Consider the following 4,811-nt stretch of genomic DNA (forward strand, 5'->3'; position numbering starts at 1 on the left):
CGGTGAGGCGACGACGGGCGGGCGGGGCGCGGGAACGCAGAGGGTGGGGCTCCGGCTGTGAGAATCGTCGCCCCCGGACGTCCGTCGATGAGGCAGGTTTCATGTTCAGCGACAATCGCCTCAGTACGTCCTCGCTGAGGCGTACGGTGCGACCAACTACTCCAGCCCGCACGAGTCCGAGGCGACCATTGCCCGCCTCCGCGTACCACTCACGCAAGCAGCACAGCAGCCAGGCTCATGCTCCGTGCGCAGAAGGCTGTACTTGATCAAAAATCGCCGTCTCGCGACCGTGACTGAGCTTCGCACCTGGCGGATGAGTGCCCTACTCGGCAGGGCTGTGTGGTTCAGCTGGCAGGACCTCTCGAACGATTGTCACATCCGAGTCCCTCTCGTCCGCTTGCCATCGAGCTAGTTCGCGCCGAGTGCTAAGGATGTCGGGGTGGTCGGGTCCGTGCACTCGCAGGCGGTCCTGCAGCAGCTCGGTGAACGCTGTAACAGCCCCGGCCACATCCCCCGCCTCTCCCCGCCAGCGAGCGAGTTCATGACGGGCTCTTAGGGTATGGGGGTGGTCGGGTCCTTGCACGCGTAGGCGGTCCTGCAGCAGCTCGGTGAACGTTGTAACAGCCCCGGCCGCATCTCCCGCCTCTCCCCGCAACCGGGCGAGGTGATGTCTGGCGGTGAGGGGTTCGGGGTGATCCGGTCCGATTACCCGTAAGTAGTCCCCGAGCAGTGTGATGAGGGCGTCCACGGCCCCGGTGGCGTCTCCCGCTTTGCCGAGGCAGACCGCAAGGTTGAGCCTGGCCGTGAGGGTATCGGGGTGCTCCGGGCCGAGCAGCCGCAGAGCATCCTCCACCAGCGCCGCGAAGCCGTTCACCGCTCCAGCTACGTCTCCAGCGTAGATCCGCCAATTGGCAAGTTCATGGCGAGCCCTGAGGGTGCGTGGGTGATCCGGGCCGAGCACTCGCAGGCGGTCCTCCAACAGTTCTGCGAAAGCGTTCACCGCGCCGACTACGTCTCCCGCTTCTCCCCGCAACCGGGCAAGATTGCTTCGGGCAGTGAGGGTGTCCAGGTGGTCTGGGCCGAGTACTCGTAGGTAGTGCTCCACCAGCGGCGTGAGAGCGTCCACTGCGCCGACCGCGTCCCCCGCATCCCCCTGCCACCGGGCGAGCTCATGCCGGGCAGTGAGGGTGTCCAGGTGGTCTGGGCCGAGTACTCGTAGGTAGTGCTCCACCAGCGGCGTGAGAGCGTCCACTGCGCCGGCCGCGTCGCCTGCTTCTCCTCGCAGCCGGGCTAGTTCGTGTCGGGTGTGGAGTGTTTCGGGGTGGTCTTGACCGAGCAGTCCCAGTCGGTCCTCCAACAGTTCGGTGAGGGTGTCCACTGCGCTGGCCGCATCTCCCGCCTCTCCCTGCCATCGGGCGAATCCGTGCCGGGCGGCAAGGGTGTCGGGGTGGGCGGCACCAAGAATCGCGGTGGCAATTTCTGAGAGGTGATGGAAGTAGTCCCGAGCAGCGGTAACCTGCCCGGCGTCGCCAAGGCTATGGCCGGTGCGAAACAGTACACGGTGAAGATCGGGCCGATACAGGGCCTCTCCGCTGTACCTGGTCAACGCGACGGTGTTGGCACGCAGCACCTGACCCAGATCAACGTCACGCTCGACTTCCGGCCATGATTCAGTCAAAGCGTCAGCGGCGGTACGGGCGAGCAGGTCGTGCTGTGTTGAAGTGAGGGTGTCGCGGACCGAATGCTGAATCAACTGGTGAACGTGAAGCTCCCGGTGGAGGCTGCCAGGATCATGGTTGATCAGGCTGAGTCGGTAAAGCGCTCGCACAGCAAGTCGCGCCTGGTCGGCAGAGACCGGATGCGCATCGGGGGCCTTGCTGTGATAGCTCGTGAGGTAAGCGAGCGCCGACCGACTGGTCACAACAGCGGCAGGGATGCCGTTGGAATCCAGGAACGCACAAAGTTGGAGCGTAGGACGAGCCAGGCCGACCGGGCGCAGGGCATCGGCACGGTCGATGGACAACCCCCAGGCAGCGGCCACCGTTTGGGCTTGGCCGTCAGGAAGCACATCCGGGGCTGCGTCAGCGAGGGTACGTGCGCGGTCGGATAGCAGGGCGCGGTAAGCAGTGCAGTCGACGCCAACGTCGACAAGGTAGGCAGCAGCCTGGGACAGCGCCAGCGGCAAGTGCCCAAGGTCAGCGGCAAGTGCGGCCAGCTGCGCATCAGGCTCGCGGCGATCGTGAACGGCGAGAGCGCTCGTGAGGTAGGCGAGGGACTCCGTTGCAGTGAACACTCCGACCTCGATCATGCGGCGCTCGTCTTTAGCGAGAGCGGCGTCCTTTCGGCGGGTGGTGACCACCGTGCGGCCAGTTGGGCTAGCGGGCGGCCACCAGTCGCTAAGGTCGGAGGGGTCGGTAACATCGTCCAGTACCACAAGCCACCTGCATCGGGGGCCTTGTGCCTTGGGCTGCAGCCATGCCAAAAAAGCTTTAGCCGCAGAGTGTGGGTCGGCAGGGTCAGCTCCCTGGATTTCGACACCAGCCTGCGCGTAGCCGGAAATGACCGCAGTGGTGTCGCTCGCACTGATCCACACCAGCACGTCCACTCCGCTCTCCTGCCAAGCGGTACGGGCGTAGTCAGCGGCCAGCTGTGTCTTGCCCACCCCGCCGGTACCGGTCAGCACCTGGCTCAGCACGGTGGTGCCTCCGCCGTCGAGCGCAACTCGCAACTGGTCGGCCTCGGCGCGGTGCTGGAAGGATCCGCCCCGAGACGGGATCACCCCAACCTGATACGGCCATGCGGCCGGTGTTCGAGGCGCGGCATGTTGATGGACCTCCTCGGCAACGCCGACGGCAACGCCGCCGTTATCGGCGACGATAAAGACGGCCCGATCGGGGGCAGCCGAGGTAACTCCGGGTACGCTCAGCCCTGTTGCGGACCCGGCTGTGGAGGGTTTCCGAGGGTCACGTTCCCCATGTTCCAGGCCGCTGCAGAGCCGTGGTCAGCGAAGATCGTCACGTTCCCGACAACGGCTTGTCCGCCGTCGCCGACCGATACTTCGCCGTAGCGAGCGTGCTGGGTCAACAGGGCGCGCAGCTCCTCGGAGGCACGGGCACGTCCAGCCTCGTCCAAGCTCTCCAACAAAGTCTCGATCCGGACCTGCCACGCTGCCTGCTGACGGATACGCACCTGCTCCGCCCCGGCCCCCTCGGCTGTATCCAGCTCATTGGCAGCCTGATCCAGACGCTCCAGCTCCGCCCGTTCACGCTGCTCGTCACCCCGGCCGAACCAACTTGCCACTGATTTCCGTAGCCCGGTCCACATGTCCGTCCCAGCAGCCTGCACTACGGCGGCTCCGCCTGCTGCGGCTAACGCCGCCATGGCCTGATCCAACATCCCCGTTTCCCTCCCGCAGTGAGTCTCAATAGCACGGTAGCGCCTCATTCCATGCCTGCTCAGCGTTTTGGCACTGGCCAGCTGACAACTCGAGCACTCATCCGCCAAGTGATCCGCACAGCCACAGCGGCCACCCAGTCGGAGAGCTGGCCAACTATCGAACGAGATGGCCAACTACCGGCCGACGTCACAGCAGCTCCGATTCGACCGGTTCGTGCGAAGGAGGAGGGTTCTCTGTCCACAGGCCAGCGGGCCGAGCATCGGGGTCGAGGCCGCCGCGATCAGCGGGGCGGCCCGATCATGAGGAGCTGTCATGCCCGAGAACACCGTCGCCGCACCGCCCACCCCGATGACACCGGACGACATCGTCGACGCGTTCGCCTACATCGGGGCGCTGCAGGCCGACGACATCGACACCGCCTGCGAGGTCGCCCGGCTCTCCGACGGTGAGAGCAAGCCCCGGATGCTCCTGGACGTCGCCGAGCGCGTCATCATCCCGGTCACCGCCGTGGACGAGGACTGCGACGAGGGCCCGTGTGCGCACTCCTTCCTGGCGGCGGCGCTCGGTCGGCTGCTGCTGGAGGTCCTGTCCGTCGACCGCTGCTGTCCCGTGTCGCCCGTGGGCATCGCCCAGTACGTCATCCGCTTCGCCGAGGAGATCCTCACCGAGGAGCGCGGCGACGTCGCCGACGTGCTCCGCCGGCTGGAGGCCGCAGGAATGGAACAGGCGATGGAGGCGCACTCGGTGGACCGGACCACCGCGTAACCACACCTCCGTGCCGGCGGTGGTGCGGCGCGCACCAGAACTGCACCGCACCACCGCCATCGTGGCGTGCTCCACAGGCCGGGGCACCGACCATGCAGGACCGACGCCGCGAGTCGCGCGGCAGTCATCGTGAGGAGAGCGTGATGCCGTACCTGATCCCGTCCCGTACACCCCTGACGCCCGAACAGGTGGAGCGGGGCTTCGCCTACCTCCTGGCCCTGCAGACGGGTGGCGGCGCCGCTGTCGCCGGGCGCGCGGAAGCAGACCCGGAACTGGCGTTCGTCCTGCTGCGGCTCGCCGAGAACATCGTCTGGCCCGTCACGGCCCTGGACCTGGAGGCAGAACTGGGCGCGGACTCCTTCGCGCTGGACGAGGTCGGATGCGCACTGCTGTCCGCGCTGCGGGACTGGGCACGGGACTCCCCCACCACCGCCGCGCCGGGCATCGCCCGGAGCATCATCCGGTTCACGGTGAACGTCATTCCGGACCCCGACCACCCGGACACCGCCGACACCCTGGAGGCCATGCGCGACGAGCACCTGGTGCTGGCCCACGCGATGCACTCCGCACCCGGTACGCACCACTGACCGCACCACCGTGCGGGTGGGTGCGGTGGCGCGCACCCACCCGGTGCGCGCCGAATCCATCC

4 protein-coding genes are annotated in these 4,811 nt (G+C 67.0%); 2 read left to right on the forward strand and 2 right to left on the reverse strand.

The window, feature by feature from the left end; genetic code table 11:
* Window positions 1–322: 322 nt before the first annotated feature.
* Together EAO76_RS41665 and EAO76_RS41670 are read right to left on the reverse strand one after the other, a co-directional pair.
* A complete protein-coding gene (locus EAO76_RS41665; RefSeq protein ID WP_262376203.1) occupies window positions 323–2,695 on the reverse strand; it encodes a tetratricopeptide repeat protein in 2,373 nt (790 codons plus the stop codon).
* 227 nt (window positions 2,696–2,922) lie between these two features.
* Window positions 2,923–3,396 carry a hypothetical protein gene (locus EAO76_RS41670; protein WP_148841441.1) on the reverse strand — a complete coding sequence of 158 codons (474 nt, stop codon included), beginning with the start codon at window positions 3,394–3,396 and terminating at the stop codon, window positions 2,923–2,925.
* Window positions 3,397–3,709: 313 nt separating this feature from the next.
* On the opposite strand from EAO76_RS41670, the gene EAO76_RS41675 reads away from it, so the two are divergent.
* Window positions 3,710–4,162 (forward strand): hypothetical protein, encoded by a 453-nt coding sequence (locus tag EAO76_RS41675; RefSeq protein ID WP_148841442.1) that lies wholly within the window; start codon window positions 3,710–3,712, stop codon window positions 4,160–4,162.
* 143 nt (window positions 4,163–4,305) lie between these two features.
* Window positions 4,306–4,749 (forward strand): hypothetical protein, encoded by a 444-nt coding sequence (locus EAO76_RS41680; protein ID WP_148841443.1) that lies wholly within the window; start codon window positions 4,306–4,308, stop codon window positions 4,747–4,749.
* Window positions 4,750–4,811: the final 62 nt, after the last annotated feature.

The organism is Streptomyces sp. sk2.1 (assembly GCF_008120935.1).
Taxonomy (GTDB): Bacteria; Actinomycetota; Actinomycetes; order Streptomycetales; family Streptomycetaceae; genus Streptomyces.

Bases quoted from the DNA above. Each gene is read 5' to 3' on its own strand.
- EAO76_RS41675 (WP_148841442.1), top strand. From the start codon at position 3,710: ATGCCCGAGAACACCGTCGCCGCACCGCCCACCCCGATGACACCGGAC.
- EAO76_RS41670 (WP_148841441.1), bottom strand. From the start codon at position 3,396: ATGTTGGATCAGGCCATGGCGGCGTTAGCCGCAGCAGGCGGAGCCGCC.
- EAO76_RS41680 (WP_148841443.1), top strand. From the start codon at position 4,306: ATGCCGTACCTGATCCCGTCCCGTACACCCCTGACGCCCGAACAGGTG.